Source organism: Alcaligenes sp. Marseille-Q7550, from assembly GCF_965112015.1.
Genome location: NZ_CBCOPU010000001.1, coordinates 1269046 through 1294207 on the forward strand (window position 1 = coordinate 1269046; position 25162 = coordinate 1294207).

The 25162-nt window shown below is 65.2% G+C and carries 25 protein-coding genes; 16 read left to right on the forward strand and 9 right to left on the reverse strand.

The features are described 5' to 3' along the window. Positions 1-123: 123 nt before the first annotated feature. The gene (gene htpX / locus ACWPWO_RS06050; protein ID WP_394064967.1) at positions 124-1005 is read right to left on the reverse strand and encodes a protease HtpX; all 882 of its coding nucleotides are present in this window, start codon (positions 1003-1005) and stop codon (positions 124-126) included. Positions 1006-1249: 244 nt separating this feature from the next. Between htpX and ACWPWO_RS06055 the strand changes: the two genes are divergently transcribed. The 11 genes from ACWPWO_RS06055 to ACWPWO_RS06105 all read left to right on the forward strand — a co-directional run bounded on the left by ACWPWO_RS06055 (position 1250) and on the right by ACWPWO_RS06105 (position 10484). Beyond that, positions 1250-2158, forward strand: a complete 909-nt coding sequence (locus ACWPWO_RS06055; RefSeq protein WP_454005205.1) for a DMT family transporter — start codon at positions 1250-1252, stop codon at positions 2156-2158. Continuing rightward, the gene (locus ACWPWO_RS06060; RefSeq protein ID WP_454005207.1) at positions 2151-3014 is read left to right on the forward strand and encodes a sulfurtransferase; all 864 of its coding nucleotides are present in this window, start codon (positions 2151-2153) and stop codon (positions 3012-3014) included. The genes ACWPWO_RS06055 and ACWPWO_RS06060 overlap by 8 nt, the downstream gene beginning before the upstream one ends. A 164-nt stretch (positions 3015-3178) precedes the next feature. After that, on the forward strand, positions 3179-3475 hold the full coding sequence (locus tag ACWPWO_RS06065; protein ID WP_454005209.1) for an exodeoxyribonuclease VII small subunit: 297 nt from the start codon (positions 3179-3181) through the stop codon (positions 3473-3475). 1 nt (position 3476) lies between these two features. Beyond that, positions 3477-4385, forward strand: a complete 909-nt coding sequence (locus ACWPWO_RS06070; protein ID WP_454005211.1) for a polyprenyl synthetase family protein — start codon at positions 3477-3479, stop codon at positions 4383-4385. 95 nt (positions 4386-4480) lie between these two features. Then, positions 4481-6346: a 1-deoxy-D-xylulose-5-phosphate synthase gene (dxs, locus tag ACWPWO_RS06075; protein WP_454005213.1), complete on the forward strand. Its 1866-nt coding sequence runs from the start codon at positions 4481-4483 to the stop codon at positions 6344-6346. Positions 6347-6493: 147 nt separating this feature from the next. Then, positions 6494-7300, forward strand: coding sequence for a GTP cyclohydrolase FolE2 (gene folE2 / locus ACWPWO_RS06080; protein ID WP_454005215.1), 807 nt, complete (start codon positions 6494-6496; stop codon positions 7298-7300). A 149-nt stretch (positions 7301-7449) separates the two neighbouring features. Then, on the forward strand, positions 7450-7833 hold the full coding sequence (gene rpsF / locus ACWPWO_RS06085; protein ID WP_454005217.1) for a 30S ribosomal protein S6: 384 nt from the start codon (positions 7450-7452) through the stop codon (positions 7831-7833). A gap of 13 nt (positions 7834-7846) precedes the next feature. After that, on the forward strand, positions 7847-8164 hold the full coding sequence (priB, locus tag ACWPWO_RS06090) for a primosomal replication protein N (RefSeq protein WP_454005219.1): 318 nt from the start codon (positions 7847-7849) through the stop codon (positions 8162-8164). A gap of 89 nt (positions 8165-8253) precedes the next feature. Further along, a complete protein-coding gene (rpsR, locus tag ACWPWO_RS06095) occupies positions 8254-8526 on the forward strand; it encodes a 30S ribosomal protein S18 (RefSeq protein WP_123051413.1) in 273 nt (90 codons plus the stop codon). Positions 8527-8544: 18 nt separating this feature from the next. Further along, the gene (gene rplI, locus ACWPWO_RS06100) at positions 8545-9000 is read left to right on the forward strand and encodes a 50S ribosomal protein L9 (protein WP_454005221.1); all 456 of its coding nucleotides are present in this window, start codon (positions 8545-8547) and stop codon (positions 8998-9000) included. Between the two features lie 113 nt (positions 9001-9113). Then, entirely contained in the window at positions 9114-10484 is a 1371-nt protein-coding gene (locus tag ACWPWO_RS06105) for a replicative DNA helicase (protein ID WP_394064988.1), read from the forward strand. A gap of 37 nt (positions 10485-10521) precedes the next feature. Here ACWPWO_RS06105 and ACWPWO_RS06110 read toward each other — a convergent pair whose 3' ends face one another. From ACWPWO_RS06110 to ACWPWO_RS06130, 5 genes are read right to left on the reverse strand one after another with little or no spacing between them, the layout of a single operon-like run. Next, a complete protein-coding gene (locus ACWPWO_RS06110) occupies positions 10522-11493 on the reverse strand; it encodes a bile acid:sodium symporter family protein (RefSeq protein ID WP_454005223.1) in 972 nt (323 codons plus the stop codon). Continuing rightward, positions 11490-12485, reverse strand: coding sequence for a 4-hydroxythreonine-4-phosphate dehydrogenase PdxA (gene pdxA / locus ACWPWO_RS06115; RefSeq protein WP_454005224.1), 996 nt, complete (start codon positions 12483-12485; stop codon positions 11490-11492). The genes ACWPWO_RS06110 and pdxA overlap by 4 nt, the downstream gene beginning before the upstream one ends. A gap of 59 nt (positions 12486-12544) precedes the next feature. Then, positions 12545-14260 (reverse strand): PhoH family protein, encoded by a 1716-nt coding sequence (locus tag ACWPWO_RS06120; protein ID WP_454005226.1) that lies wholly within the window; start codon positions 14258-14260, stop codon positions 12545-12547. Between the two features lie 52 nt (positions 14261-14312). Beyond that, positions 14313-14780 carry a peroxiredoxin gene (locus ACWPWO_RS06125; protein WP_454005228.1) on the reverse strand — a complete coding sequence of 156 codons (468 nt, stop codon included), beginning with the start codon at positions 14778-14780 and terminating at the stop codon, positions 14313-14315. Further along, positions 14777-15220, reverse strand: a complete 444-nt coding sequence (locus ACWPWO_RS06130; RefSeq protein WP_454005230.1) for an Mth938-like domain-containing protein — start codon at positions 15218-15220, stop codon at positions 14777-14779. The genes ACWPWO_RS06125 and ACWPWO_RS06130 overlap by 4 nt, the downstream gene beginning before the upstream one ends. Positions 15221-15447: 227 nt before the next feature. Between ACWPWO_RS06130 and alaC the strand changes: the two genes are divergently transcribed. From alaC to speG, 5 genes are all read left to right on the forward strand, one after another. Beyond that, positions 15448-16635 carry an alanine transaminase gene (gene alaC / locus ACWPWO_RS06135; RefSeq protein WP_454005232.1) on the forward strand — a complete coding sequence of 396 codons (1188 nt, stop codon included), beginning with the start codon at positions 15448-15450 and terminating at the stop codon, positions 16633-16635. After that, positions 16632-17930, forward strand: a complete 1299-nt coding sequence (locus ACWPWO_RS06140; RefSeq protein ID WP_454005234.1) for a homoserine dehydrogenase — start codon at positions 16632-16634, stop codon at positions 17928-17930. Before alaC ends, ACWPWO_RS06140 begins: the two co-directional genes overlap by 4 nt. Beyond that, a complete protein-coding gene (thrC, locus tag ACWPWO_RS06145) occupies positions 17930-19339 on the forward strand; it encodes a threonine synthase (RefSeq protein ID WP_454005235.1) in 1410 nt (469 codons plus the stop codon). The genes ACWPWO_RS06140 and thrC overlap by 1 nt, the downstream gene beginning before the upstream one ends. A gap of 440 nt (positions 19340-19779) precedes the next feature. Continuing rightward, the gene (locus ACWPWO_RS06150) at positions 19780-20730 is read left to right on the forward strand and encodes an IS110 family transposase (protein WP_454005135.1); all 951 of its coding nucleotides are present in this window, start codon (positions 19780-19782) and stop codon (positions 20728-20730) included. A gap of 774 nt (positions 20731-21504) precedes the next feature. Further along, positions 21505-22065, forward strand: coding sequence for a spermidine N1-acetyltransferase (speG, locus tag ACWPWO_RS06155; protein WP_394065003.1), 561 nt, complete (start codon positions 21505-21507; stop codon positions 22063-22065). A gap of 36 nt (positions 22066-22101) precedes the next feature. Here the strand turns inward: speG and hpnE are convergent, their stop codons facing one another. Genes hpnE through hpnC form a run of 3 tightly spaced genes read right to left on the reverse strand, consistent with a single transcriptional unit; the run spans position 22102 to position 25129 of the window. Next, positions 22102-23394 carry a hydroxysqualene dehydroxylase HpnE gene (gene hpnE, locus ACWPWO_RS06160; protein WP_454005237.1) on the reverse strand — a complete coding sequence of 431 codons (1293 nt, stop codon included), beginning with the start codon at positions 23392-23394 and terminating at the stop codon, positions 22102-22104. Then, positions 23391-24254: a presqualene diphosphate synthase HpnD gene (gene hpnD / locus ACWPWO_RS06165; RefSeq protein WP_394065007.1), complete on the reverse strand. Its 864-nt coding sequence runs from the start codon at positions 24252-24254 to the stop codon at positions 23391-23393. Before hpnD ends, hpnE begins: the two co-directional genes overlap by 4 nt. Continuing rightward, entirely contained in the window at positions 24251-25129 is an 879-nt protein-coding gene (hpnC, locus tag ACWPWO_RS06170; protein WP_454005240.1) for a squalene synthase HpnC, read from the reverse strand. The genes hpnD and hpnC overlap by 4 nt, the downstream gene beginning before the upstream one ends. Positions 25130-25162 lie beyond the last annotated feature (33 nt).

Sequence of the window (25162 nt, forward strand, 5' to 3'; positions counted from 1 at the left end):
GCGCAGCGCGGACTCGATGGTGGCGGCTGAAGGCCGATCGCCGAGCGGAACCCATCCAGGAGCGCCAGGGGCGCAGGGATAAAGAAAGCCCGCCATGAAGGCGGGCTTTTCGGGGAGGGGGGCTTACACGGCCTGGGCGTTCTGCAGGGCCTGGATGCGGGCCGCGATGGGCGGATGGGAGGCGAACATGGCGCTGACGGCGCCGCCGCCCGAGATGCCCGAGGCCTCGAAGTTCTTGGGCAGTTCGCCCGCAGTCATGCCGCCCAGGCGGGCCAGGGCGTGGATCATGGGCTGGCGCGAACCGAGCAGGCGCGCCGAGCCGGCGTCGGCGCGGTACTCGCGCTGGCGCGAGAACCAGGCCACGATGATGGAGGCCAGCACGCCGAAGATCAGTTCGAACACGAAGACCGAGGCGTAGTAGCCTATGCCCACCTCGCGCTCGTTGCGCAGCAGCACGCGGTCCACGAAGTAGCCGGCCACGCGCGCCAGGAAGATCACGAACGTGTTGACCACGCCCTGGATCAGGGTCAGCGTGACCATGTCGCCGTTGGCGATGTGCGCGACCTCGTGGCCCAGCACGGCCATGACTTCCTCTTCGGTCATGCCGCGCAGCAGGCCGGTGGACACGGCCACCAGGGCGTCGTTCTTGAAGGCGCCGGTGGCGAAGGCGTTGGGCTCGCCTTCGTAGATGGCCACTTCGGGGCGGCCGATGCCGGCGCGGTCGGCCAGCTGGTGAACGGTGTCGACCAGCCAGGCTTCTTCGGCATTGGCGGGGGCGTTGGGATCGATCACCCGGGCGTTGACGCTTTGCTTGGCCATCCACTTGCTCATCAGCAGCGAAATGATGGCGCCGGTAAAGCCCACCAGGCTGGAGAAGATCAGCAGTTGGGTCAGGTCCAGGCCCTGCGCGTTCAGATACCGTCCCACACCGAGGATGCTCATGGAGGCGCTCAGCACCAGCATGACGGCCAGGTTGGTGATCAGGAAGAGAACAATTCGTTTCATGAATGCGGATTCCGGTGTGACTGAGAAAAACGGGCCGCGCCGCGGTCCGTGGAAAATTTTAGCCTTAATTGAAAGCGGGAAGACAAGAAAATTCAGCTTTTCGTCAGCTTCTGGCTTGCAGCGCCGCGGCGGCGTGTCGCAATCCTGTCGCATGGCTTGTTCAATATGGGGACGCGGGCGTTTTTTTACAAGTCGGGGGAGTATAGTAATGACTTCCCCTTATTTTTGATTCTGGTTTGTTCGCATGCAGTCATTATGGATGCTGGTGGCCTGTGCCATGTTTGCCATCATGGGGGCCTGTGTCAAAGTGTCCGCCGATGCGGGGGCGTCCATGCCCCAGATCGTGCTGTTTCGCGGACTGCCGTCCGTATTGCTGCTCTATTTCTGGGCCAAGGCGGGGCGACGCCCCATCGCCCCCAAGAGCTGGAAGCTGCACATACGCCGCAATGTCTCGGGTGTCACCTCCATGTGGCTGGGCTTTCTGGCGCTGGCCTATCTGCCGCTGTCCACCGCCGTCAGCCTGAACTACACCGCGCCCTTGTTCATCGCCGTCTGGATGCTGGCCTGGGGCGGGTCCCAGCGCGATCCCGTCCGCATTCTGGCCGTCCTGCTGGGCTTTCTGGGCGTGATCGGCGTATTGCGGCCCAGCATATCCGAAGACCAGTGGTTCGCCGCCATGCTGGGCTTGTGCGCCGGCGCCCTGTCGGCGATTGCCATGATGCAGGTGCGGGCCCTGGGGCGAGCGGGCGAGCCGGAATGGCGCACGGTGCTGATCTTCTCCTGCTTCGTGGTCTGTTCAAGCGCCGTCGGGCTGCTGCTGGACGGCTGGCGCGACCTGGACTGGCGCGCCTGGCTGGCGCTGCTGGGCGTGGGCCTGGCGGGCCTGTTCGGTCAGCTGACCATGACGCGCGCCTTCGGCCTGGGCTCGGCCCTGTTGACGGCGGCCCTCCAATACACCACCATTATTTTTGCCGCTCTGATCGGCATCGTATTTTGGGGCGATCTCCCCGACTGGCTGGCCTGGACCGGCATGGCGCTGATCATCGGATCGGGCCTGCTGTCGGCCTGGCGCACGTACAGCGAGGACCGCATCCTGCGCGGCCAGCAGCCGCCCGGTCCGGAGGCGCCCGCCAAGGAGGCAGAACATGTTTGATTACCTGGTTACCCCGGAGCAGCTGCGCGCCAACCTGGGCCGCGCCGACTGGCTGGTGTTCGATGTGCGCCACGACCTGGCCGATCATCAGGCGGGGCGACGCGCCTATGAGCAGGGCCATATCCCCGGCGCGCTGTTCCTGGATCATGAAACCGACCTGGCCGCGTCCAGGACCGGCGCCAACGGCCGCCATCCCTTGCCCGACCGCCAGGACCTGGCGGCGCTGATGCGCCTGCAGGGGCTGACCTCCGGCATGCAGGTCGTGGCCTACGATGCGCAAGGTTCGCTGTTCGCCAGCCATTTGTGGTGGATGCTGCGCTGGCTCGGACATCCGCATGTGGCCATCCTGGACGGCGGCTGGCAGGCCTGGCGGGAGGCCGGCGGCGAGGTCGAGACCGGCCGGCGCCAGCCTTCGGTTTCCGAGGCCCAGGCCGTACAGAGCCTGAACCTGCCGCGCCAGGCCGCCATGCCCACGGTACAGGCCGACCAGGTCCTGGCCAATATCGCCCAGCCCGTCTTCACCGTGATCGACGCGCGCGCGCCCGAACGTTATCGGGGCGAAGTCGAACCCATGGACCCGGTGGCCGGGCAGATCCCGGGCGCTCTCAACCGTTCCCACACGAACAACCTCGACGCCCGGGGCCGCTTCAAGCCTGCCGGGCAATTGCAGCAGGAATTCCAGGCTCTGCTGGGCGACACGCCTGCCTCGCAGGTCGTGCATCAGTGCGGTTCGGGCATTACCGCTTGTCACAATCTTTTTGCCATGGAGCTGGCCGGGCTGAACGGCTCGCGCATCTACCCCGGCTCCTGGAGCGAATGGGTCAGCGACCCGACGCGGCCGGTGGCGCGCGGCTGAGCGCAAGCAATGCAGAAGGGCCGCTTCCAGGCGGCCCTTTTTCGCGTCCATGACCTGCAGTCCCGCTTGTGCTTGAACGGCGCGTTGTCCGCCGCTCCCGTACAATGCGTTTTTCAGGCGGGCGCCATGGCCGCCCGGGCAGTCCTCACAGAGCAGGAAAAGGTATGGTTACATCTCGCGACGAAAATCAGGCGGCCGGCGAACCGGCGGCCGGCGTACCGGCGGCCGACGTGTCCGCCGAGCAGGACTTCGAGTCCGCGCTGGCGCAGCTCGAGGCGCTGGTGGCGCGGATGGAGAGCGGCTCCTTGCCGCTGGAGCAGGCCTTGCAGGCCTATGAGCAGGGCGTGGAGCTTGCCAAATTCTGTCAGCGCAAGTTGGACGTTGCGCAGGAACAAGTCAGTGTATTGCAAGGAAATCTGCTGCGTCCCTTGTCCGGGGACGAGGCGGATGGAGACATTTAAGATGGTTTCTGTGAGTTTTACCGAATGGCTGCAGGCGCGGGTCGAGCAGACTGAAGTCGTGCTGGATCAGTTGCTGCCCGCCGCCGCCCAGGAGCCGTGCCGCCTGCACGAGGCCATGCGCTATGCCGTGCTGGGCGGCGGCAAGCGGGTGCGCGCCGCGCTGGTCTATGCCGCCGGCGAGGCGGCCATGCAGGGCAAGCCCATGGCGACCGCCCAGCTGAAGGCGCTGGAGCTGGCGGCGGCGGCGGTGGAGTTGATCCATGCCTATTCGCTGGTGCACGACGACCTGCCTTGCATGGATGACGACGAGCTGCGGCGCGGCCGCCCCACCGTGCCCATCCAGTTCGACGAGGCCTGCGCCATGCTCGCCGGCGATGCGCTGCAGCCGCTGGCCGGCGAGCTGCTGGCGCAGATGCCCATTGCTCCCGCCCTGGTGGTCCAGGCGATTTCCCAGCTGGCGCGGGCCGCCGGCAGCGCCGGCATGGCCGGCGGCCAGGCCATCGATTGCGCCAGCGTGGGCCTGCAGCTGGATCGCGATCAGCTGCAGACCATGCACAGCATGAAGACCGGCGCCATGCTGGAGGCCAGCGTGCTGCTGGGAGGCATCGTCGCGGGAGCTTCGTCCACGGTGCGCAAGGGCCTGGAAGCTTATGCCCAGGCGGTGCGCCTGGCCTTCCAGGGGGCCGACGACATCCTGGATGTCACCGCCGACACCGCCACGCTGGGCAAGACGGCCGGCAAGGACGCCGCCGACACCAAGCCCACCTATGTGTCCATCCTGGGCCTGGAAGGCTCCCGCGAACTGCTGGGCGCCCTGAACGAGAAGGCGCAGCTGGCCCTGCGGCCGGTGGGACCCTCGGCGGCGCGGCTGACTCAGCTGGCCGATTACATCGTGGGCCGTGACCGCTAGTTTTGGCGCTGGCGGCTAAGCGTTTTACAATAGTTGATTGGCGATTGTTCCACAGCAGTCGTTTCACTTATTTGCCCGGATAGACGTCTTTCAGTATGACAACCGTTTCCCTAGAACAGATCCAGTCGCCCGCTGACCTGCGCAAGCTCGATCAGCGCGATCTTCCCGAACTGGCCCGTCAGTTGCGGGAGTTTGTTCTTCAGTCCGTCTCCAGAACCGGTGGGCATCTGTCTTCCAACCTGGGCACGGTGGAGCTGACCACGGCCCTGCACTATGTATTCGACACCCCGCACGATCGCATCGTGTGGGATGTGGGGCACCAATCCTATCCGCACAAGATCCTGACGGGGCGCCGCGACCAGATGGCCACGCTGCGCCAGCAGGGCGGCATATCGGGCTTTCCCAAGCGCTCGGAATCCGATTATGACGATTTCGGCACGGCCCATTCGTCCACCTCCATCTCCGCCGTGCTGGGCATGGCGGTGGCCTCGCGCAATGCGGGCGTCGAGCGCCAGCACATCGCCGTGATCGGCGACGGCGCCATGACGGCGGGCATGGCCTTCGAAGCCCTGAACAATGCCGGCGTCACGCCCGACGTGAACGTGCTGGTCGTGCTGAACGACAACGACATGTCCATCTCTCAGCCGGTGGGGGCGCTGAACCACTACCTGGCGCGCCTGATGTCGGGCCGCTTCTACGCCGCCGCCAAGAACGTGGGCCGCGCCGTGCTGCAGCATGTGCCGCCCGTGCTGGACCTGGCGCGCAAGTTCGAGGGCCACGCCAAGGGCATGCTTTCCCCGGCCACGCTGTTCGAGGAACTGGGCTTCAATTATGTGGGGCCCATCGACGGCCATGACCTGGACGCGCTGGTCGCCACCCTGGGCAACCTTCGCGAGCTGGGCGGGCTGCAGTTCCTGCATGTGGTGACCCGCAAAGGACAGGGCTACAAGCTGGCCGAGGCCGATCCGGTGCTCTATCACGGTCCCGGCAAGTTCGACCCCTCCGTGGGTCTGGTGCAGCCGGCCACCCCGCCGCGGCCCACCTTCACCCAGGTGTTCGGCCAGTGGCTGTGCGACATGGCCGCCGAAGACGCCCGCCTGTACGGCATCACGCCGGCCATGCGCGAGGGCAGCGGCATGGTGGAATTCGAGCAGCAGTTTCCGCGCCGCTATTTCGACGTGGGGATTGCCGAACAGCACGCCGTCACCTTCGCCGCCGGGCTGGCCTGTGAAGGCCAGAAGCCCGTGGTGGCCATTTATTCCACGTTCCTGCAGCGCGGCTACGACCAGCTCATCCACGACGTCGCCCTGCAGAACCTGGACGTCACCTTCGCGCTGGACCGCGCCGGCATCGTGGGCGCGGACGGCGCCACGCACGCGGGCAATTACGACATCGCCTTCCTGCGCTGCATCCCGAACATGGTGGTGGCCACGCCTTCGGACGAGCGCGAAACCCGCCTGCTGCTGACCTGTTGCTACCAGCATCCCGGCCCCAGCTCGGTGCGCTATCCGCGCGGCGCGGGCGTGGGCGCGGCGCCCGGGGAAGACCTGGCCACGGTGCCGCTGGGCAAGGGCGTGGTGCGCCGCGAGGGCAAGGGCCTGGCTTTGCTGGCTTTCGGGCCGGTGCTGCACGAGGCGCTGAAGGCGGCCGAGAGCCTGGATGCGACCGTGGTGGACATGCGCTTCGTCAAGCCGCTGGACGAGGCCCTGCTGCAGGAGCTGGTCCAGGGCCATCAGGCCTTCGTCACCCTGGAGGAAGCCTGCATCATGGGAGGAGCCGGCAGCGCCGTGCTGGAATTCTTCAGCCGCGAACGCATCGTCGCACCCGTGCTGCAACTGGGCTATCCGGATGAATTCATAGACCATGGCGATCAGAAGAAGATCGCCGCCGCGCTGGGCCTGGACGCCGCCGGCATCGAGCGCGCCGTCCGTGAACGTTTTTCAAGTTTGCTTGAGCCCTGACGCAATTTGCGGCGCCCGGCCGGCCGGGAACGCGCAAATATGCACCCTGTTCTTAAGGTTATCGAACTTTCGCCTCGATAAGCATAAGATAATGTTCCATTACTGATTAATTGCGGTCGCGGCCCTGCCGCGGCCGGACTGACTGATATGAATACAGTGTCGGAAATGCCCTTGACCATGCCGGACGTGCAAAGCAGCGTGGACACCCGCCGCGTTGCCATCCAGCGCGTCGGCGTGCGCGGGGTCCGTCATCCGATGATGCTGGACCTGGGGCAGGGGCAGTCCGTGCCCACCGTGGCTCAATGGGAACTGACGGTGGCCTTGCCGCCCGAGGAAAAAGGCACGCACATGTCGCGCTTCGTGGCCCTGCTGGAGCAATACCGCCGCCAGGCCATGACGCCGGCCGGGTTCGTGCAGATGGCCCAGGCCATGCTGCCCTTGCTGAACGCGGGGCGGGAGCACATCAGGGCCTTATTTCCCGTAATTCTGCAAATGATCGCGCCGGTCTCGGGCGTGGCCAGCCTGATGGACTACACCGTCGGCTGGACCGCCCGGGTGGGCGTGGACGCGCGGCCCGAGTTCGAGCTGTCCGTGATGGTGCCGGTCACCAGCCTGTGTCCTTGCTCCAAGGCCATTTCCGAGTACGGCGCCCATAACCAGCGCTCCCATGTCACGGTGCAGGCGGTATTCGCCGATCCATCCGCCGTCGACCTGCCGGACCTGATTCGTCGCGTCGAAAGCCAGGCCTCCTGCGAACTGTGGGGCCTGCTCAAGCGCACGGACGAAAAATACGTCACCGAACAGGCCTACGACAATCCCAAGTTCGTCGAGGACCTGGTGCGCGATGTGGCCGTCAGCGTGCGTTCTCTGCCCGGAGTGTTGCGCTACCGCATCGAAGCGGAGAATTTCGAGTCCATCCATAACCATTCCGCCTACGCCAGCGTCGAAGGCTGATGGCGTGCAGCTTGTCAGCGCGCCTGGCCTGGTGCTAATATTTATGGTTTCTTGCTCGACCCGGTTTTGACGGGCGGGCTGTCGCGTCTGCTGTGCCTGTGTTCTGTTTGGCCGGGTGCAGACAGTCGATATCCACAAGGAGTTGTTTCATGCGTCACTACGAAGTAGTGTTCATTGTGCATCCCGATCAAAGCGAGCAAGTGCCCGCCATGGTCGAGCGCTATTCGGCGATCGTCACTTCCGCCGGCGGTACGATCCACCGCCTGGAAGACTGGGGCCGCCGTCAACTGGCATACCCCATCCAGAAACTGGTCAAGGCCCACTACGTGTGCCTGAACATCGAATGCGGTCAGTCCATCCTGGACGAACTGGAGCATTCCTTCCGCTACAACGACGCCATTCTGCGTTATCTCATCGCCGGCACGAAGAAAGCCCCCGAAGGCGCTTCGGTCATGATGAAGTCCGTCGAGCGCGAAGAAGCGCGCAAGGCAAGTGCAGAAGCCAGCGCCCAAACCGCTGAAGCTGAAGAATAAAAGTTCCGACTGCGTGAACCAGGTCAGTCTCGACGGGCAGGTCATCGACATCAAGCCGCTGCGTTATACGCCGGCTGGCGTGCCCGCCCTGGAATTGGCTCTGGAGCATGAATCCTCCGTGATGGAAGCCGGCCACCCCCGGCAGATCGCCCTGGCGATGCAGGTGGTGGCTCTGGGTGAAAATGCCCTGGCGCTGGTGGACACCCCCCTTGGGGCCCGCCTGCTCGTACAGGGCTTCATCGCCCCGGCCCGCAAAGGATCCACGCGACTGGTGCTGCACGTGCAGCAATACCGGCGCAACTTTGCAGGGCAGGCCACGGTCACGGTCTGACAGTCCGACCCGATCGTCGCGAAGCGTTTCTACACTTCGCTTCACATTGAATTCTCCCGGACATCGTCCGGTTACTAACGAGGCACAAAATGGCTTTCCGTAGAGGCAAAGACAAAAAACGCAAATTTGCACAACAGAACCCACTGTTCAAGCGCCGCAAATTCTGCCGCTTCACCGTCGCTGGCGTTGAAGAAATCGATTACAAAGACCTGGACACCCTGCGTGATTTCATCCAGGAAAATGGCAAGATCATCCCCGCACGTCTGACTGGCACGAAAGCGCACTACCAGCGTCAGCTGGACACCGCTATCAAGCGCGCGCGTTTCCTGGCTCTGTTGCCGTACACCGACAACCACAAATAATCCAGAGGAACATTAGTCATGCAAGTCATTTTGCTCGAAAAAGTCGTCAACCTGGGCAACCTGGGTGACGTGGTCCGCGTGCGTGATGGTTATGCCCGCAACTTCCTGCTGCCCCGCAAGATCGCCCGCCGCGCCACGGCTGCCGCTCTGCGGGAATTCGAAGCCCGCCGCGCCGAACTGGAAAAACTGCAAGCTGAAAAACTGGCTGCCGCCCAGGCACAGAACGACAAGCTGAACGGCCAGTCCGTGACGCTGGTGCAGAAGGCCGGCGTCGACGGCCGCCTGTTCGGTTCCGTGACGACCATGGACATCGCCGCTGCCCTGCAGGGTGCCGGCTACGCCGAAATCGTCAAGTCCCAGGTGCGTCTGCCCGACGGTCCCCTGAAGGCTGTTGGCGAGTACCCTGTGCAGATCGCCCTGCACGCTGATGTCGTGGCCGACATCACCGTGGTGGTTCAAGGCGACGTCGCCTAAGCAGCCCGGTTTGCTCATGGTACATTCCTTTCTGGGGTGTACCGGCAAGGCCTGGAAAAAGCCGGTGCAAACCGGCTTTTTTTGTTTTCTTTCCTTGACTTGAAGGTGCGCGCGTGGAGAGCAAGTCCGCCCAGACCGATTCGTCCCTGGATTACCTACGGGTTCCGCCCCATTCCATCGAGGCGGAGCAGTCCGTGCTGGGCGGCCTGTTGCTGGACAACGCCGCCTTCGATCGGGTGGCCGACATCGTCACCGACGAGGACTTCTACCGCCATGATCACAAGCTGATCTGGCAGCACATCACCCGCCTGATCGGCTTGGCCCGTCCCGCCGACGTGGTGACCGTGTTCGAGTCGCTGTCGGTGGCCGGCAAGCAGGAAGAAGTGGGCGGCCTTGCCTATCTGAACGCGCTGGCCCACAACACGCCGTCCGCGGCCAACATCCGGCGCTACGCCGAGATCGTGCGCGAACGCTCCATGCTGCGCAAGCTGGTGACCGTGGCGGACGATATCTCGTCGGCCGCCTTCAATCCGCAGGGCAAGGAAGCCCGCCAGATACTGGACGAGGCCGAAACGCGGGTGTTCCAGATCGCCCAGGAGGGCGCGCGCGGCTCGCAGGGCTTTCTGGACATCCAGCCGCTGCTCAGCCAGGTGGTGGAGCGCATCGACGAGCTCTACCACCGCGAGGGCGACTCCGAGGTCACGGGCGTGCCCACGGGCTTTGCCGACCTGGACAAGATGACCTCCGGCCTGCAAGCGGGGGATCTGGTCATCGTGGCCGGCCGCCCGTCCATGGGCAAGACCTCCTTCTCCATGAACATCGGCGAGCACGTGGCCATCGAACAGGGCCTGCCGGTGGCGGTGTTCTCCATGGAAATGGGCGCGGTGCAACTGGCCATGCGTATGGTGGGCTCGGTCGGCATGCTGGACCAGCACCGCATGCGCACCGGCAAGCTGACGGCCGATGACTGGCCGCGCCTCACGCACGCTGTGCAGCAGGTGCAGGAAGCGCAGATCTACATCGACGAAACCCCGGGCCTGTCTTCCATGGAAGTGCGCGCCAGGGCGCGCCGCCTGGCCCGGCAGTGCGGCCAGCTGGGGCTGATCATCATCGACTACCTGCAGCTGATGTCCTCCAGCGGCGGCGAAAACCGCGCCACCGAAATTTCCGAGATCAGCCGTTCGCTCAAGGGCCTGGCCAAGGAGCTGAACTGCCCGCTGATCGCTCTGTCGCAGCTCAACCGAAGCCTGGAGCAGCGGCCCAACAAGCGCCCCGTCATGAGCGACCTGCGTGAATCGGGCGCCATCGAGCAGGACGCCGACTTGATCCTGTTCATCTATCGCGACGAGGTCTACAACCCCGATTCGCCCGACAAGGGCACGGCGGAGATCATCATCGGCAAGCAGCGTAACGGCCCCATCGGCACGGTACGCCTGACCTTCGCCGGCGCCAGCACGCGCTTCCTGAATTACACGCCAGTCTAAGATCGGTTCGGCCGGCCTGGGGGCCGGCCGGAATTTTTCATGCTTGCGTGCGGGCGCCCAGCCGTCCGGCCAGCCAGGCGCAGACCAGCAGCTGCCACTGATGGAACAACATGATGGGCAGGATGATGGCGCCCACGGAACCGCCGGCGAACAGTACATTGGCGATGGGGATGCCGCTGCTCAGGCTTTTGTTGGAGCCGCACATCAGCAGGCTGACCCGGTCCGGCCTGCTGAAGCCCAGCCAGCGCCCCAGCAGCCAGGCCAGCCCTTGAGCCAGCGCCAGCAGCACGGCATTGCCCAGCAGGATCACCAGCAGGGCGCTGACGGGCGTGGATGACCACAGTCCGCCCACGACCGCTCCCGAGAACGCCGTATAGACCACCAGCAGGATGGAACCCTGGTCGACGATCTTGAGCAGCCGGTTGCGCCTGCCCACCCAGTTTCCTGTCCAGGGCCGCAGCAGGTGGCCGAACACGAAGGGAAAGAACAGCTGCAGCATGATCTTGCCCACGGCTTCCAGCGAGACGGCGGCCTGGGTGGCGGTGGCACCCGCCAGCACGATGCCGATGAGCAGCGGCGTGAGGAACACGCCCAGCAAGGTGGATGCCGATGCGCTGCAGATCGAGGCCGGCACATTGCCGCGCGCTATGGCGGTCAAGGCGACCGCCGACTGCACGGTGCTGGGCAGGCAGGCCAGGAACAGCACGCCCAGGTACAGGTTCTCGGTCAGCCAGGGATGCAGCAGGGCCGCCATGCCGCTGCCCAGCAGCGGAAACAGCACGAAGGTGACCGACAGAATGGCCAGATGCAGGCGCCAGTGCGACAGGCCGCCCAGGATGGCCTCGCGCGACAGGCGCGCGCCATGCAGGAAGAAGAGCAGGGCGATGCCGATCTGGGTGGCGTGGTGGAACAGCGGCACGCCCCAGCCCTGGGCGGGCAGGACGCTGGCCAGGGCCACGGTGGCGAACAGCTTGAGCAGGAACGGATCGATGGGCAGGCGCTTGATCATGAGGCGTGGGCGCTCATGGTCAGGGCCAGGCGGTAGGCGCAGGCCAGCGAGGCGGCGTCCGCCTTGCCCTGGCCGGCGATGTCGTAGGCGGTGCCGTGATCCACGCTGGTGCGGATGAAAGGCAGGCCCACCGTGACGTTGACGCCTTCGTCCAGGCCCAGGTACTTCACGGGAATCAGGCCCTGGTCATGGTACTGGGCCACCACGATGTCGAATTCGCCCTGGCGGGCGCGCATGAAGATGGTATCGCCCGACCAGGGGCCGCTGGCCTCCAGCCCCTCGCCGCGGGCCTGCTCGATGGCCGGCGCGATGACGTCGATTTCCTCGCGGCCGAATTTGCCGCCTTCGCCCGCGTGGGGGTTCAGGCCGGCCACGGCCACTCTGGGCCGGGCCACGCCGGCTTGCCGGCAGGCCCGGTGCGCCAGGCGTATGGTCTGCAGCACGCGTTCCCGGGTGATCAGCGCGGGCACGCGGCTCAGGGCCTCGTGGATGGTGACCAGGATGACACGCAGTTCGTCATTGGCCAGCATCATGGCGAAATGTTCCGTGCCGCTGCGCGCGGCCAGGATCTCGGTGTGGCCGGGCGCGTCTATGCCGCCGGCCTGCATGGCCAGCTTGTTCAGGGGCGCGGTGACGATGGCGCGTAGGCGGCCTGCCTGGGCGTCGTCGATGGCGTGGCACAGGTATTCATAGGCGCCGCGCCCGGCCAGGGCATGGACCCGGCCGTAGGGCAGGTCCTCGGGCAGGGGCCGCCAGCGGTTCAGCACCGGGATGACGCCCGCCGGAGCGGCGACCGGATCCCCGACTTCCCGCACCTGCCAGCGCGTCTGTTCGCCGATCAGCGCCAGCGCGCGCCGCAGGGCGCCCGCATCGCCATACACGACGGCCGGATGAGGCAGACCTTGCGTGAAAAGCCGGGCGATGATCTCCGGTCCGATGCCGGCGGCATCGCCCATGGTCAGCCCCACGGGTTGTTCTATGCGTTTGTGCATGCGTTCCAACAATAAAAAAACCGGGTCCTGGACCCGGTTTGAGTTCCGGCGGCGGCCGGTCAGAGCGCGTCGCTGGCGTAATCCGCCAGGCGCGAGCGCTCGCCGCGCTGCAAGGTGACGTGGCCGGCGTGCGGCCAACCCTTGAAGCGGTCCACCACGTAGGTCAGCCCCGAACTGCCTTCGGTCAGATAGGGCGTGTCGATTTGCGCGATATTGCCCAGACAGACGATTTTAGTCCCCGGACCGGCGCGCGTCACCAGTGTCTTCATCTGCTTGGGCGTCAGGTTCTGGGCCTCGTCGATGATCAGGAACTTGTTCATGAAGGTGCGCCCGCGCATGAAGCTCAGCGACTTGACCTTGATCTTGGAGCGGATCAGCTCCATGGTCGAGTTGCGCTGGGGCTCGCCCTGGCCGCCGCCCAGGCTGGCCGAGGACTTGCCCGTGCCCAGATGCAGCACTTCCAGATTGTCTTCCAGTGCGCCCATCCACGGTTGCATTTTTTCTTCCTCGGTGCCGGGCAGAAAGCCGATGTCATCGCCCACGGGAACGGTGGCGCGGGTGATGATGATCTCGTTGTAGCGCTTGGTCTCCAGGGTCTGGGTCAAGGCGCTGGCCAGCGCCAGCAGCGTCTTGCCCGTGCCCGCGTGTCCCAGCAGGGAAACGAAATCGAAGTCGGGGTTCATGAGCAGGTTCAGGGCGAAGTTCTGCTCGCGGTTGCGCGCGGTGATGCCCCAGACATTGTTCTTGCCGTGGCTGTAGTCGCGCAGGGTGGCCAGCACCGCCGTGTTGCCGGCGGTCTCGCGCACCTGGGCGTACAGCGGGTCGTCGCCTTCGGTGAAGACGAACTGGTTGACCATGAACTGGCTGCACAGCGGTCCGCTGATGCGATAGAAGGTAGTGCCGCCTTGCTGCCAGGACTCCATGTTCTTGCCATGCTTGGTCCAGAAGTTGGCGGGCAGGGGCATGACGCCGTCATACAGCAGGTCGGAGTCGTCCAGCACGTGGTCGTGGCGGTAGTCCTCGGCCTGCAGTCCCAGGGCCTTGGCCTTCAGACGCATGTTGATGTCCTTGGACACCAGCACCACTTCGCGCTTGGGCAAGGCCTGCTTGAGCGCGTGCACCACGGACAGGATGGCGTTGTCGGCCTTGCCCACCGGCAACTGGATGGGCAGCGTGGTGTCCAGCGCCGCCGTCTGGAAAATCACCGAGCCCAGGGCTTCGGTGTTGCCGATGCCGTCCAGGTGTATGGGTTTGTCCAGGCCGTGCTCGCCCACCAGGCCCTCCAGGGAGCGGCTGACCTGGCGCGCGTTGCGGGCGACTTCGGACAGGCCCTTCTTCTGGTGATCCAGTTCTTCCAGCACCATCATGGGCAGGAAGATATCGTGCTCTTCGAATTTGAACAGGGAGTTGGAGTCGTGCAGCAGCACATTGGTGTCCAGCACGAACAGCTTGCGCAGTTGCGGGGACAGGCGGGTGCGCTTGGGCGCGGCGCCCGATGCCCGGCGGTTGCGGGCGGGCTTGGCGGCGGGCGCGGCCGCCGGGGCGGGCGCAGGCGCCGAAGCGGATTCGGCTGCGGGCGCCTCCTGGGGCGCGGCCTCAGGAGCGGGTTCCGCCTTGCGCGGGACAGCCGCCGGCTTGCCGCGGGCCGGCTTGGACTTGGCTTGCGGCGGCGCGGCCGGCTCGGGCGCCTGTACAGGCGGTTCGGCAAGGACGACGGAGGCGTCGTCGTCGCCGAGCAGGGCTACCAGCTTGGTGGGCAACTTGGGTAGCGGCATGTAACACGTACTCCTGGTTGTGCGCCGGCGCGGCGGCCGGCGCGGTAAGGGTTCAGGCCTGTTGCTGGACGGCCTGCAACACGGCCTCCACATGGCCGGGCACTTTGACGCCGCGCCATTCCTGGACCAGGACGCCCTGGGCGTCGATCAGGAAGGTGCTGCGTTCGATGCCTCGTACCTGTTTACCGTACATGTTTTTCATCTTGATGACGCCAAACAACTGGCACAGGGTCTCGTCTGTGTCGGCGGCCAGGGAGAAGTTCAGTTCCTGCTTTTCCGTGAAGCGCTGATGCGAGGCCAGCGAGTCGCGCGAGACGCCGATGACCTGGGCGCCGGCGGCTTCGAACCGGGGCAGGGCGTCACGGAAATTCTGGGATTCGGTGGTGCAGCCCGGCGTGCTGTCCTTGGGATAGAAATACAGCACGGTCTTCCTGCCTTTGAGGTCGGCCGTGGAAAACTGGCCGCGGGTGGCGGGTACGGAAAACTCGGGGATGGGCGATCCGGTCTGTACGGCGGTCATGGGGTTTCCTGTATCAGTAGGGCGGCGACGACCTTGCGGCCCTCGGCCATGAGGATATTGTATGTTCTTGCGGCGGCCTGGGTATCCATGATTTCCACACCTATGCCCAGCCGCAGCACTTCCTGCGTGATGGCGGGATTGAGGAAATGCTGGCGCTGGCCGGTGCCGATCAGGATCAGCTCCGGGGCGTTGTCGGGGCGCTCCTGCGGAGCGTCGTCCAGGAAGGCCATGGGGTCCTGCCTGACCTGGTCCAGACCGGCGAAGGAGCGCAGATGCGCCGCCGTCAGCTCGGAGGCGGACTGGATCGCCAGGTCCCGGATCGGGCCTTCCGGGGCGAAGAAGATGGAATGATCGTGGCGTTGGAAATTGATGGCCACATAGTCATCCCCGTAGGCGGTGATGGCGTTGAGGGCCGGATTGTGTTCGCGTTGCAGTTGCACGATGAGTATCTCCCGTTGGAACCAGTCCGGGCTCTCGGCGGCGCTGTCGCCGCACGAAGATCGCGAACCGGTTCTTGCACACCCGATGATAGCGCAAAGCCGTGCCGCCCATGGGCGCGCCCCGGCACCGCACAATGTTTCTCACATTGTCAATCATGGATTAAACTCTTTGATTTGATCTCGCCTTTCCGATTGCGCCTGCCGCTGTCGTCTTTCCAAGGAATATCATGATCCGCTTTCCGCGCATCGAGCGCCTGCCTCCCTATGTGTTCAACATCACCGGCGAGCTGAAAATGGCTGCGCGTCGCCGTGGCGAGGACATCATCGACATGTCGATGGGCAACCCGGATGGGGCGACGCCCGCGCATATCGTGGAAAAGCTGGTCGAGGCCTCGAGCCGACCCGACACGCACGGCTACTCCGTGTCCAAGGGCATCCCGCGCCTGCGCCGCGCCATCACCAACTGGTACGAGCGCCGCTACAACGTGCAGCTGGACCCGGACAGCGAGGCCATCGTGACCATAGGCTCCAAGGAGGGCCTGGCCCACTTGATGCTGGCCACCCTGGACAGGGGCGACACCGTGCTGGTGCCCAACCCCAGCTACCCCATCCACATCTACGGCGCCGTCATCGCCGGAGCCAACATCCGCTCCGTGCCCATGGTGCCGGGCGTGGATTTCTTCGATGAGATCGAAAAGGCGGTGCGCGAGTCCATCCCCAAGCCCAAGATGATGATCCTGGGCTTTCCCAGCAATCCCACGGCCCAGTGCGTGGACCTGTCCTTCTTCGAGCGCATCGTCGCCCTGGCCCGCGAGCACGGCATCCTGGTGGTGCACGACCTGGCCTATGCCGACATCACCTTCGACGGCTACGTGGCCCCTTCCATCATGCAGGTGGAAGGCGCGCGCGACGTGGCCGTGGAATTCTTCACCATGAGCAAAAGCTATAATATGGCCGGCTGGCGCATCGGCTTCATGGTGGGCAACCAGACTCTGGTCAACGCCCTGGCGCGGATCAAGAGCTATCACGACTACGGCACCTTCACGCCCATCCAGGTGGCCGCCATCGCGGCCCTGGAAGGCCCGCAGGACTGCGTGTCCGAAGTCGTCGAGCAATACCGTCGCCGTCGCGACGTGCTGGCCAAGGGCCTGCACGAGGCCGGCTGGATGGTCGATATCCCCAAGGCCTCCATGTACATCTGGGCCAGGATTCCCGAGTTCTACAAGGACATGGGGTCGCTGGAATTCGCCAAGCGCTTGCTCAGCGACGCCAAGGTCGCCGTATCCCCCGGCATCGGTTTTGGCGAGTACGGCGACAACTACGTGCGCTTTGCGCTTATCGAAAACGAGCAGCGCACCCGTCAGGCGGTGCGCGGCATCAAGGAAATGTTCCGTAAGGACGGTTTTGTTAAATGAGTCCCATCAAGGTAGGTCTGCTGGGTCTGGGTGTGGTCGGCAGCGGCACCTGGAACGTATTGAAACGCAACGCTGATGAAATCGCCCGCCGCGCGGGCCGCCGCATCGAGGTCGTGACGGCCGCCGTGCGCGACCTGGACAAGGCGCGCGCCCTGGTGGGCGACCAGATCGCCCTGACCACCGACGGCATGGAGGTGGTGCGCAACCCCGAGATCGACATCGTGGTCGAGCTGGTGGGCGGCTCCACCGTGGCCCGCGAGTGGGTCATGGAAGCCATCGCCCAGGGCAAGCACGTGGTCACGGCCAACAAGGCCCTGCTGGCCAAGCACGGCAACGAGATCTTCGCCGCCGCCCACCGGCGCGGCGTCATGGTGGCCTTCGAGGCCGCCGTGGCCGGCGGCATTCCCATCATCAAGGCGATCCGCGAAGGCCTGACGGCCAACCGCATCCAGTGGCTGGCCGGCATCATCAACGGCACCACCAACTACATCCTGTCCGAAATGCGCAACCGCGGCGTGAGCTTCGCCGAGGCCCTGGCCGACGCCCAGCGCCTGGGCTATGCCGAAGCCGACCCCACCTTCGATATCGAAGGCGTGGACGCTGCGCACAAGCTCAGCCTGCTGGCTTCGCTGGCCTTCGGCATTCCCGTGCAGTTCAGCAAGGCCCATGTGGAAGGCATCACCAGCCTGACCCTGGAAGACCTGCAGCACGCGCAGCGCCTGGGCTACGGCGTCAAGCTGCTGGGCATCACCCGCGCCCGCGAGGAGGGCATCGAACTGCGCGTGCATCCCACCCTGGTGCCGGCCCAGAGCATGCTGGCCAATGTGCAGGGCGCCATGAACGCCGTGCTGGTGCATGGCGACGCCGTAGGCCAGACGGTCTACTACGGCGCCGGCGCGGGCGACCTGCCCACGGCCTCGGCCGTGGTGGCCGATCTGGTGGACGTCACCCGCCTGCAGAACGCCGAACCCGAACACCGCGTGCCCTACCTGGCCTTCCAGCACGATGCCATGGCCGACACGCCCATCCTGCCCATGGACGAGGTCGTCTCGGCCTACTACCTGCGCCTGCGCGTGGACGACCGCCCCGGCGTGCTGGCCGACGTGGCCCGCATCCTGGCTCAGTCGGACATCTCCATCGGCTCCATGTTCCAGGAGCCGGCCGGCGATCACGCCGACATCATCTTCCTGACGCACGAGGCCCGCGAGGGAGCCATCAACGGCGCCATCAGCCAGATCCAGAATCTGCCCTTCGTGCGTTCGGCCGTCACCCGCCTGCGCGTGGAGAACCTGTGATGAAGTACATTTCCACCCGCGGGGGCATGACGCCCCAGCCATTCTCGGACATCCTGCTCGAAGGACTGGCGCCGGACGGCGGCCTGGCCATTCCCGAACAGTATCCCCAGGTCAGCGCCCAGACGCTGGAGTCCTGGCGCGCGCTCAGCTATCCCGAGCTGGCCGCCGAGGTGCTGTCCCTGTTCGCCACCGACATCCCCAGGGACGAGCTGGCTGCGCTGACGCAGCGCGCCTACGCGCCCGGCGTGTTCGACAGCGGGCAGGTCGTGCCCGTCAAGCCGCTGGAGCCCGGCCTGGCCCTGCTGGGCCTGTCGCAGGGGCCCACGCTGGCCTTCAAGTACATGGCCATGCAGTTCCTGGGCCAGGCCTTCGAATACGTGCTGGCCCAGCGCAACAGCACCCTGAACATCGTGGGCGCGACCTCCGGCGACACGGGCTCGGCCGCCGAGTACGCCTTGCGCGGCAAGCGCGGCGTCAGCGTCTTCATGCTCTCGCCTTTCGGCCGCATGAGCGCCTTCCAGCGCGCGCAGATGTATTCGCTGCAGGACGACAATATCCACAACCTGTCCGTCAAGGGCGTGTTCGACGATTGCCAGGACATCGTCAAGGCCCTGGCCGGCGACCTGGAATTCAAGTCGCGCATGCACCTGGGCGCCGTCAACTCCATCAATTGGGCGCGCATCTCCGCCCAGGTGGTGTATTACTTCTGGGGCTGGCTGCGCAGCACCACGGGCTCGGGCCAGAAGGTGTCCTTTGCCGTGCCTTCGGGCAATTTCGGCAATATCCTGTCCGGCCATATCGCCCGGCAGATGGGGCTGCCCGTCCACAAGCTGGTGCTGGCCACCAACGAGAACAACGTGCTGGAAGAGTTCTTCCGCACCGGCATCTACCGCCCCCGCGGCTCGGAGCAGACCTACGCGACCTCCAGCCCTTCCATGGACATTTCGCGCGCTTCCAACTTCGAGCGCTTCATCTTCGATCTGCTGGGCCGCGACGGCGGCCAGGTCAAGGCCTTGTGGGACCAGCTGTCGCGCGACGGCCAGTTCGACCTCAGCGAGCACCTGCCGCGTTTCGAGGCCGAGTTCGGCTTCGTGGCCGGAGCCAGCTCGCACCAGGACCGCCTGGCCACCATCCGCCAGGTGTTCGAGCAGCACCAGACCCTGATCGACCCGCATACGGCCGACGGCGTCAAGGTGGCGCTGGCGCATCGTGACGCCGGCGTTCCCATGCTGGTGCTGGAGACGGCCTTGCCGGCCAAGTTCTCCGAAACCATCGAAGAAGCCATCGGCCAGCCCGCTCCCGTGCCGGCCCATCTGGCCGGCCTGGCCGAACTGCCCCAGAAAGTGGTGGTCATGGACGCCGAGCTGGCGCAAGTGCGCCGTTACATCGAAGAGCACGCGCCGGCCTGATTGGCGCCGACCTTTCTGCTTGTGAAACCCCTGGCTTGCCAGGGGTTTTTTTCTGGTTCTTCGAAGAATTCCAGGGATTCCTCCGTGTTTGGCGAGTCGTTTGGGCCAAGCGGAAAGAGGCTCAGGTTCTCGCAAGGCCGGCCGCGGCGGGCCGGCTTGGCTGGGTCCTTCGCCCGCGCTGCGCGCGGGTTCCCTGGTCAGGATACTGGGGCGGGCGGGGCGCGAACTTGTATGGTTAAGGTGTCGGGGTGGAGGGACACTGTGAACTATCGGCCATCGCCGGACCGACACTGCGAGAGCTCTCCTGCCCCACCCATCATCGTCGATAAGGAACTGAGCGGCGCTGTTCCTTGAACCGCGACCGCCGATCTGAACGCAAGTTAACGAGCCCGATGGCGTACACCCCGACATTGTTCATAATGCGCTCAGGAGGTGCTCCCATGCAAACGACTAGGCTTTATATCGGCGCCGATGTCGCCAAGGCTGACGTGGTCATCAGCGTAGCGGGCGAACGGCCCTGCACCATTGCCAACACGGCGGCTGGTATTACGCGCTGGTTAAAGACGGTGCCCGAACAGGCTCAAATTGCGATGGAGTCAACGGGCCGTTATCACGCCTTGCTGGCTCAGTTGGCTCATCTTCATGGCCTGACGGTGTTTATTCTGAACGCTCGCGACGTCTTTTACTATGCGCGGGCCTTGGGCAGCCGGGGCAAGACCGACAGCCTTGATGCCGAGGTGATTGCCCGCTACCTGCAAGAGCATCAATCCAGCTTGCAGGCCTGGCAACCGCTCAGCATCCAACAGCAACAGCTACGCCAGCTGCTGTCTCGTCGCGCTCAAGTCATCGCTCACCAGGGCGCCTTACGTCAGGCGTTTGCGGATGTGGATGTATCGGGTGTGGATATCCACGCGTTGCAGCAGGGGTTTGAGGCTGTTCTGGCTTCAATGGATCGGCCAATACAGCGCTTGATTGCCGGCGATCCACAGCTCGAACAGGGGTATCAACGCTTGCGCAGCGTCACGGGCATTGGCCAGCAGACAGCGTCCGTGTTAACGGAGCTGCTCAATCGTATCCCCTTCGCCAACGCGGATGCCTTGGTGGCGTATAGCGGATTGGATCCCCGACCCAATGACTCCGGGGCCAAACGAGGACGTCGCCGTATCAGCAAGCGTGGGCCAGCCCTGCTGCGCCGACAACTGTACTTGGCAGCGATGTCGGCGTGCCGTAGTACGGCATGTAAACCGCTGTATGAGGCGTATCGAGCTCGAGGCCTGGCGGGCACAGAGTCGATTGTGATTCTGGCGCGCAAGCTGTTGCGCATCGCCTATGCGGTATGGAAAAGCGGACAAGCCTTCGATCCATCCAAGTTATTGCCTAAAACGACTTGACCCAAACCATAGAACCTCGCAGGGTGATTCGTCCACTGGACGAATCACAAGCGTCCTGCTCGAGCAGCACGCCCCTTGCCTCCCGCCCCCGCATCCCGCCTGCGGCGAAGGCCCTGACTCGCCCGCCGGCCCGCCCCGGCCCGCCTCGCGAGAACGACACCGCTGTATTGGCCCAAACGGCGAGATGTCCGCGCGCGCCATATAACGTGTCAACCTCACATTTCGCTGAGCTTTCTGTTTGATGAATGATGCCTGTGGCCGGGTCGATGCCATCGGCATTTTGAGCCGTTCAAGGCGCGGGAAGATCGGACGGGGCGGGTCGGATGGCTTGCCGCAGGCGGGGCGCGGGGACGGGGTGCAAGCGTCGTTCTGTTCGACGGCGGCGCTTGTTGCTCGCCTGGGGGGCGAGCAACCCGCCGGAGTTAACGACGCGCCCGGCCACTCGTCCCGACCAGGGCACCGGCGCGCCGCGCCGGCAAGCCGTCAGCCCCGTCCGATCTTCCTGCGCTTTGAACGGCGTCTTCAAAAAACCGGTTCGGCATCGACTTGGCAACTCCTTCCTTGGAATTCCTCGAAGAACCTTTTTCTTCCCGGTGGCCCTGGCCTGTGTCGAGGAATCACTCCGCCGACAAAGACTCATCAATGGAATCGATCATTTTCAACTTTATGGATCAATTCTTTCGGTAGAGAATGATCGGGCGTCGGCTTGATCATTGCGAAAGCTTCTGCCTGGCGGCATCAGCCACGCCTACGATTCGAAATGGAGAAAAAGAGATGAGCAAGGACACCCATGTGAAACTTCGGCCCCTGGAGCGCGAAGACCTGCGCTTCGTGCACCTGCTGGACAACAACGCCAATGTCATGCGCTACTGGTTCGAGGAGCCTTATGAAACCTACGGGGAGCTGGCCGCCCTGTATGACGAGCACATCCACGATCAGCGGGAACGCCGCTTCATCGTTCAGTGGGAAGGGCAGGCGGCGGGCGTCGTGGAGCTGGTCGAGATCGACCATGTGCACCGCCGGGCCGAGTTCCAGATCATCATCGCGCCGGAGTTCCAGGGAAAGGGAATCGCTTCGCGCGCCACGCTGCAGGCCATCGAGTATGGCTTTGGCGTCTTGAACCTCTACAAGATCGTGCTGATCGTGGACAAGGAAAACGTCAAGGCCATCCACATCTACAAAAAGTTTGGCTTCGAAGTGGAGGGCGAGCTCAAGCACGAGTTCTTCATCAACGGCCAGTATCGGGACGTGGTGCGCATGCGCCTGTTCCAGCAGGATTTCTTTGCCATTCACCGTCCCGCGCAGCCGAGCATGGTGACGCCGCTCGCCCAGTAAAGGCGTGTCGGCAAGGGCGCGGAGGGCCTGTAGCCCTCAGGCCAGGCTCTGCGCCGCTTGCAGGCCGCTGCGCACCGCGCCTTCCAGCACGCCGGGGTAGCCGGTATCGGTCCAATCGCCCGCCAGGCGCAGGGCCGGCCACGGCGTGACGACGGACGGGCGGCGCAGGCCGGGCAGGGCGGCGAAGGTGGCCCGTTTTTCGATGATGAGTTCAGTGGCGCGCACGGCCGGCATGGGGCCGAAGCGCCGGGTCTGGTTCCGGATCTGTTCCAGAATGGCCGCGACGGCCTGGCCGCGCTCCAGTGCCTGCAGACGCACGGCGTCGCTGATCACCACGCTGGCCAGCGTCTCCGCGCTGCCGGGTTTGAGCGCGCTGTGATCGAACAGCCACTGGCCGGCGCAGCCGGTGTCGTCGGCCAGCATCAGCATGGGCTGCGGCAATTGCCAGGCCCGCTCCAGGTTCAGGTACAGGGTGGCGATGGGCACGTACTGCATGGCCTTCAGGTCGGCCAGCAGCTCCGCACTGCCGTGGGCCGGCGGCAGTGTCTCCAGCAGGCGCAGGGCTTGAGGGGGCGGACAGGCCACTATCGCAGCCTCGAAGTGCCGACCGTCCACTTCCACGCCGTGCTCATGCAGCCGCAATTCGCGCACCCGGCTGCCCAGGTGGACGGGCAGGTCCTGCAGAGCCGGTTCGCACCACAAGCGGCTCAGATCCGTCAACGGGATCAGGGTCTGGCTGGCCGGGCGCGGGCCGCCCAGGCTGTCGCGCAGCACGTGGGCGAACAACTGGGCGCAGGCCTGCTCGATGGGCGTGTTCATGGCGGCCACGCACAGCGGCTGCCAGAACAGCCGGATCAGCTCGGCGTCCTGCCCTTGGCTGTGCAGCAGTTGCAGTACGGTCAGGCCGGGGGGAGTACGCCAGTGGTGTTTCTCGAGCCGGCGGCAGAAGCGGGCCAGCCGGTATTTTTGCGCCCAGCCTATGCCCTGGGCAGTCAGCAGGCCGGCCAGCAGGTGCCAGGGGGCGGGCAGGGCGCGGTTGCGCAGGCGGAAGTCTCCTCGGGCGGCGACCACGTCCAGGTCCTGGCGCAGCAGGCGCGTGGACTCGTCCAGCCCTAGTTCGCGCATCAATTGCAGGGTCTGGGAATAGGCGCCCAGCAGGATGTGCTGGCCATTGTCCAGTTCGCGCCCCAGGCCGGGGCTGCGGACCCGGCGCGCTCTTCCGCCGATATGGCGGGAAGCTTCGAAGACTTCGGGCTGATGCCCCAGGGTCTTCGGGCGCCAGGCAGGGGCGGAGCCGGCCCAGCCAGCGCCGATGACGGCGACGTTCATTTGCTCAGCTTGCGCTGCAGCCCGCGTCCGCCCGACACCCAGGTCTTCCAGGCCAGCCACAGTTTGCGGATGGGCGTGAGCGAAATGCGCTGCTCCAGCACGTGCCAGCGGTCGCGTGCAATTTCATCCAGCAGGGCATGGTAGATGGCGGCCATCAGCAGGCCCGGACGCTGGGCGCGCCGATCGGCGGCCGGCAGGGCGCGCATGGCCTCGCGGTACAGCCCTTGCGCCCGTTCGGTCTGGAAGGCCATCAGGGCTTCGAAGCGTTCCGAATGCTGGTGATCCAGGATCTCCGAGGCGCGCACGCCGAAGCGGTCCAGCTCGTCCTGGGGCAGGTAGATGCGTCCGCGGCGAGCGTCGTCGCCCACGTCGCGGATGATGTTCGTGAGCTGGAAGGCCAGGCCCAGCTTCTCGGCATAGTCGCTGGTCTGCTCCTGCGTCTGGCCGAAGATGCGCGCCGACAGAAGGCCGACCACGCCTGCCGCGTGCCAGCAGTAGCGCTTCAAATCCTCCCAGCTCTGGTAGCGGGCCTGGTCCAGGTCCATTTCCATGCCGTCGATGACGGCCAGCAATTGATCCTCCGGCAGGCCGAAGGCCTGCACGTGCGGCGCCAGCGCCTTCATGACCGGGTGCTGCGTGCGGCCCTGGTAGAGTTCGGCCACCTGGCTGCGCCACCAGACCAGCTTCATGCGCGCCACGGATTCTTCGTGCACTTCGTCCACCACGTCGTCCACCTCGCGACAGAAGGCGTACAGGGCGGTGATGGCGCGGCGGCGCTCGGGCGGCAGGAACAGAAAGGCGTAGTAGAAGCTGGAGCCGCTCTGGGCCGCCTTGTTCTGACAGTACTCGTCTGGGCTCATGGACGTTCAGGACGCTGAGGTGGAAAGGGGGAGCGGCTCAGGCCGCGGGCGATCAGTCGCAGCCAGTCCAGGCGGGCCAGGGTGGGGCGGCGGGAAAACACATCGAAACGCACCGCTTCCAGGCGTTCCAGGATGCGCAGGCCGCCCAGGACCATCAGCTTGAGTTCCAGCCCGATGCGCCCCGGCAGGTGCGCGGCCAGCGGCATGCCTGATTGTAGACGCTGGCGCGCGTCGGTGGCGAGCAGCTGCATCATCTCCTGCCAGCGATCGTCGGCGCCGGGCTGGCGCTGCAGCAGGCAGCGCGCTTCGATGTAGCCGTCGTCCAGGTCGTGCTGCTGCAGCAGTTCCTGCGGGATGTAGACGCGGTTCTTGTGCCAGTCCATGGCCACGTCCTGCCAGAAATTGACCAGTTGCAGGCCGGTGCAGATGGCGTCGGCCATGTCCAGCAATTCGGGCTCGTGGGCCTGGTACAGGTGCAGCATCAGCCGGCCGACCGGATTGGCCGAGCGGGAGCTGTAGTCCAGCAGCGCGGCCATGTCGGCGTAACGCTGCGTGGTGACGTCCTGGCGGAAGGCCGAGAGCAGGTCCAGGAAAGGCTTGAGCGGTAACTGAAAGTCACGGATGGTGGCGGCCAGCGGTACGAAGATGTGGCTGTGCGGGTCGTCCAGCATGGGCGGCTGGTGATACTGCAGCTGCTCGATGCCGGCCTGGAACTGGTCCAGCAGCGCCAGGCGCTCGCCGGCGCTCAGATCGCCTTCGTCGGCGATGTCGTCGGCGCTGCGGGCAAAGCGATAGATGTCCACCACGGGGCGGCGCAGGCGGCGCGGCAACAGGACCGAGGCGACAGGGAAGTTTTCATAATGCTCGATAGACATAGCCCGCCAGTATACGGCAGACCCGGGAGCCTG

Bases quoted from the DNA above. Each gene is read 5' to 3' on its own strand.
- htpX (WP_394064967.1), bottom strand. From the start codon at position 1,005: ATGAAACGAATTGTTCTCTTCCTGATCACCAACCTGGCCGTCATGCTG.
- ACWPWO_RS06055 (WP_454005205.1), top strand. From the start codon at position 1,250: ATGCAGTCATTATGGATGCTGGTGGCCTGTGCCATGTTTGCCATCATG.
- ACWPWO_RS06060 (WP_454005207.1), top strand. From the start codon at position 2,151: ATGTTTGATTACCTGGTTACCCCGGAGCAGCTGCGCGCCAACCTGGGC.
- ACWPWO_RS06065 (WP_454005209.1), top strand. From the start codon at position 3,179: ATGGTTACATCTCGCGACGAAAATCAGGCGGCCGGCGAACCGGCGGCC.
- ACWPWO_RS06070 (WP_454005211.1), top strand. From the start codon at position 3,477: ATGGTTTCTGTGAGTTTTACCGAATGGCTGCAGGCGCGGGTCGAGCAG.
- dxs (WP_454005213.1), top strand. From the start codon at position 4,481: ATGACAACCGTTTCCCTAGAACAGATCCAGTCGCCCGCTGACCTGCGC.
- folE2 (WP_454005215.1), top strand. From the start codon at position 6,494: ATGAATACAGTGTCGGAAATGCCCTTGACCATGCCGGACGTGCAAAGC.
- rpsF (WP_454005217.1), top strand. From the start codon at position 7,450: ATGCGTCACTACGAAGTAGTGTTCATTGTGCATCCCGATCAAAGCGAG.
- rpsR (WP_123051413.1), top strand. From the start codon at position 8,254: ATGGCTTTCCGTAGAGGCAAAGACAAAAAACGCAAATTTGCACAACAG.
- rplI (WP_454005221.1), top strand. From the start codon at position 8,545: ATGCAAGTCATTTTGCTCGAAAAAGTCGTCAACCTGGGCAACCTGGGT.
- ACWPWO_RS06110 (WP_454005223.1), bottom strand. From the start codon at position 11,493: ATGATCAAGCGCCTGCCCATCGATCCGTTCCTGCTCAAGCTGTTCGCC.
- pdxA (WP_454005224.1), bottom strand. From the start codon at position 12,485: ATGCACAAACGCATAGAACAACCCGTGGGGCTGACCATGGGCGATGCC.
- ACWPWO_RS06120 (WP_454005226.1), bottom strand. From the start codon at position 14,260: ATGCCGCTACCCAAGTTGCCCACCAAGCTGGTAGCCCTGCTCGGCGAC.
- ACWPWO_RS06125 (WP_454005228.1), bottom strand. From the start codon at position 14,780: ATGACCGCCGTACAGACCGGATCGCCCATCCCCGAGTTTTCCGTACCC.
- alaC (WP_454005232.1), top strand. From the start codon at position 15,448: ATGATCCGCTTTCCGCGCATCGAGCGCCTGCCTCCCTATGTGTTCAAC.
- ACWPWO_RS06140 (WP_454005234.1), top strand. From the start codon at position 16,632: ATGAGTCCCATCAAGGTAGGTCTGCTGGGTCTGGGTGTGGTCGGCAGC.
- thrC (WP_454005235.1), top strand. From the start codon at position 17,930: ATGAAGTACATTTCCACCCGCGGGGGCATGACGCCCCAGCCATTCTCG.
- ACWPWO_RS06150 (WP_454005135.1), top strand. From the start codon at position 19,780: ATGCAAACGACTAGGCTTTATATCGGCGCCGATGTCGCCAAGGCTGAC.
- speG (WP_394065003.1), top strand. From the start codon at position 21,505: ATGAGCAAGGACACCCATGTGAAACTTCGGCCCCTGGAGCGCGAAGAC.
- hpnE (WP_454005237.1), bottom strand. From the start codon at position 23,394: ATGAACGTCGCCGTCATCGGCGCTGGCTGGGCCGGCTCCGCCCCTGCC.
- hpnD (WP_394065007.1), bottom strand. From the start codon at position 24,254: ATGAGCCCAGACGAGTACTGTCAGAACAAGGCGGCCCAGAGCGGCTCC.
- hpnC (WP_454005240.1), bottom strand. From the start codon at position 25,129: ATGTCTATCGAGCATTATGAAAACTTCCCTGTCGCCTCGGTCCTGTTG.